At 61.9% G+C, this 3,615-nt stretch carries 3 protein-coding genes; all 3 read left to right on the forward strand.

The window, feature by feature from the left end; all coding sequences use genetic code 11:
* The coding region (locus AC3VI7_RS12385; RefSeq protein ID WP_489671591.1) for an amidohydrolase family protein at positions 1-1,128 on the forward strand (1,128 nt) is incomplete at its 5' end.
* Between the two features lie 40 nt (positions 1,129-1,168).
* Complete coding sequence (locus tag AC3VI7_RS12390) at positions 1,169-3,094, forward strand: MFS transporter (RefSeq protein ID WP_489667582.1); 1,926 nt, start codon at positions 1,169-1,171, stop codon at positions 3,092-3,094.
* A 15-nt stretch (positions 3,095-3,109) separates the two neighbouring features.
* Positions 3,110-3,615 (forward strand): radical SAM protein (locus tag AC3VI7_RS12395; protein WP_489671592.1); only part of this gene is annotated, 506 nt, incomplete at its 3' end.

Below are 3,615 nucleotides of genomic sequence, written 5' to 3' on the forward strand. Positions count from 1 at the left end.
TTGCCGCCAGCGCTGCGAGAGCATCCCTTGGTCGCACGGGTTTGGGACGGTTTGGATCCAACCCAGCTTTGGGATGTGCATGCCCATCTGCTCGGTACGGGTGATGCCGGTAGCGGTTGCCGTATCCATGAGCAGATGACGCAGTGGTGGCATCCGCTGGAGAGCTTGCGCCGTCGGGTGATTTTGGACGGCGCTTGTGTGCCGCCAGAAGCACCCAGCGTGGACCGGGCCTATGTGCAGCGCTTGGTGCAGTTGACGCAAGATTTTCCCGCTGGGGCGCGCTGGCTTTTACTGGCTTTTGATGAGGCTTGGGACGATCAAGAACCTCAGGCCCGGCCCGACTGGACAACCTTCCACGTGCCCAACGTTTACGCTGCGGAAATCGCCGCCCGCCGGCCGAATCGTTTCGGCTGGGTGGCCTCCATCCACCCCTACCGTGAGGACGCGCTGCAACGTTTGGACGCGGCCATCGGTGCCGGCGCGCTGGCGCTGAAATGGCTGCCGAGCAGCATGAACATTGATTTGCGTGCCCATCGGCTCAGGCCTTTTTATGCACGCATGGCCGCAGCGCGCTTGCCGTTGATCGTGCATGGCGGTGAAGAAAAGGCGGTTCCAGGCGCGGGTCGCGCTGAGCTGGGCAATCCGCTCTTGGTGCGTGAGCCTTTGTCCCACGGTGTGCGCGTGATCGTGGCGCATGCGGCTTCGCTGGGGAGCGCGCTCGATTTGGATCGTCAGCGGCCCAAGGTTGTGCCCGCTTTTGAGCTTTTTGCCCGTCTGATGGACGAGTCGGCGTGGCGTGAGTGTTTGCTCGGCGATGTCTCGGCGCTCTTTCAGGCCAATCGTCGCCCCGAGGTTTGGCAGCAGGTGCTGGCCCGCCAAGATTGGCATGGTCGGCTGCTGCACGGCTCGGATTACCCCTTGCCGGGTGTGGGGCCGTTGTATCGATTGGGTGCTTTGGTGCGTGCTGGACTGCTTGATGCGGCTGATGTGCCCGTGCTGGAGCAGGTGCGCGGCCACAATCCGCTGCTGTTTGATCTGCTCTTGAAGCGCCGTGTTCGCTGGCGTGGTCAGGGGTTGGATCCGGCGGTCTTTGCCACGCGCAGGCACTTTGTCGCCCCGACGGCGTGAGACGATATGCCCATGTTTTTCCAGAGCCAGTGAGACCTTGATGAGCGCCCACCACGAGCATCCCAACCAGTTTCAACTGCTGTCACAGCGGCGGTTTGCGCCGTTTTTTTGGACCCAGTTTCTGGGTGCGGGCAACGACAACCTCTTCAAATTCGCTTTGACGGTGATGATCACCTACCAAGTCCACGTGGCTTGGTTGCCGCCGGCGATGGCGGGCTTGGTGATCGGGGCGGTGTTCATCTTGCCCTTCGTCCTCTTCTCGGCCACCAGCGGTCAGCTCACCGACAAGCTCGACAAAACCACCGTGATTCGGGCCGTCAAAACGCTTGAAATCGCCATCATGGCGTTGGCCGCCGTGGGCTACATCAGCCAAAACGTGCCGGTGCTGCTGGTCTGTGTGTTCGGCATGGGGCTGCATTCAACGCTCTTTGGTCCGGTCAAATTTGCTTATTTGCCGCAGCACTTGAACGCGCGTGAACTGACCGGCGGTAACGGCATGGTCGAGATGGGCACCTTTGTAGCGATCTTGCTGGGCCAAGTGACGGGCGGCTTGCTGATCGCCTTGCCCGGCATCGGCCCCACCGTGGTGGCGGTGGCGTGTTTGGTGGTGGCGGTGCTGGGGCGCATCACGGCGCAGTACGTGCCGGTCTCCCCCGCGACCGATCCGGGGCTGCGCATCAACTGGAATCCTTTCTCTGAGACTTGGCGCAATTTGAAGCTGGCGCACGAGAACATCGTGGTGTTTCGCTCGCTGCTGGGCATCAGTTGGATGTGGTTCTTTGGCGCGGTGTTTTTGAGCAACTTCCCGGTGTTTGCCAAAGAGGTGCTGCACGGCGACGAGCATGTGGCCTCGCTGCTGCTGGTGGTGTTCTCGGTGGGGGTGGGCATCGGCTCGTTGATGTGCGAGATGCTGTCGCGCCGGCGGGTGGAAATCGGGCTGGTGCCCGCCGGGGCGATCGGCATGAGCGTGTTTGCCATCGACCTTTATTTCTCCTCGCGTGCGCTGCCGCCAGCGGCGCTGCAAACGGTGGCGCAGTTTTTGGCCCAGAGCGCGCATTGGCACGTGATGGCCGATTTGCTGCTTTTGAGCCTGTGCGTGGGGCTCTACAGCGTGCCCATGTATGCCCTGATTCAGCTGCGCAGCCAGCCGACGCACCGGGCGCGCATCATCGCGGCCAACAACATCTTGAACGCCCTGTTCATGATCGTGAGCTCCTTGGCGGCCGGTTTGATGTTGAGCGCCGGTGCCACGGTGCCGCAGGTTTTTCTGGTCACGGGCATCGCCAACGCCTTGGTGGGGATCTACATCTTCTTGTTGGTGCCCGAGTACTTGCTGCGCTTCATCGCCTTCTTGCTGACGCGTTTCATGTACCGCTTCCGCGCCCATGCGGTACATCACATCCCGACGGAAGGGGCGGCGATCGTGGTGTCGAACCACGTCAGCTTCGTCGATGCCATCCTTTTGATGGCCGCCAGCCCCCGGCCGATCCGTTTCATCATGGACCACCGCATCTTCAAGGTGCCGGTGCTGGGTTGGATCTTTCACATGGCCAAGGCGATTCCGATTGCGCCGCACAGCGAAGATCCTGCGGCCTATGAGCGGGCTTTTGCCGAAGCGCGCAAGGTGCTGGACGAGGGTGACTTGCTGGGGATCTTCCCCGAGGGCGGCTTGACGCCTGACGGTCAGCTCAAAGCCTTCAAGGGCGGAGTGATCAAGATCCTCGCCAGCCATCCTGTGCCGGTGGTGCCGGTGGCGCTGATCAATCTTTGGGGGTCGTTCTTCTCGCGGGTCGAGGGCCACGCCATGCGTCGCCCCTTCCGGCGCGGCTGCTTCAACCAAGTCGGCATGGTCGCCGGGCCGGCCTTGGCCCCCGAAGGCCTGACGCCGGAGATCTTGCACGAGCGCGTGCAGGACTTGCTCAAAGAGGGCGTGGATGGTATTTGCCCGGTCAGTTTAGAAAGTTAAGAAGGTTGATGAGCCATGAGCCGCAAAACCCGACCCTATCTTTTTTACGACACCACCCAAAGTGTCTGCACCACTTGCCTGCGTCGCATCGAGGCCAAGATCTTGTTCAAAGACGGCTGCGTCTACATGGATAAGTGGTGTCCCGAGCACGGCACCGAGCGGGTGCTGATCAGCGATGACGAGGTGTACTACCGCAGCTGTCGCGAGCAATACCTCAAGCCGCCCGACATGCCGCAGCGCTTTGCCACCGAGATGGCGCACGGCTGCCCCTTTGACTGCGGCTTGTGCCCGGATCACATGCAGCACGCTTGCTTGGCGGTGGTGGAGATCACCGAGCACTGCAATTTGCGCTGCCCCGTGTGCTACGCCGAGTCCGGCCCTGAGCGTCAACGCCATCGCCCTTTGGACGAAGTCTTGGCCATGCTGGATGCGGTGATCGCCACCGAGGGCGAGGCCGATGTGGTGCAGATCTCGGGCGGTGAGCCGACCTTGCATCCGCAGCTTTTTGAGATCCTTGACGC

This window comes from Leptothrix toolikensis (SeqCode), from assembly GCF_057922285.1.

What these genes read in the sequence shown, in the direction of transcription:
- AC3VI7_RS12390 (WP_489667582.1), top strand. Translation starts at nt 1,169, where the DNA reads ATGAGCGCCCACCACGAGCATCCCAACCAGTTTCAACTGCTGTCACAG.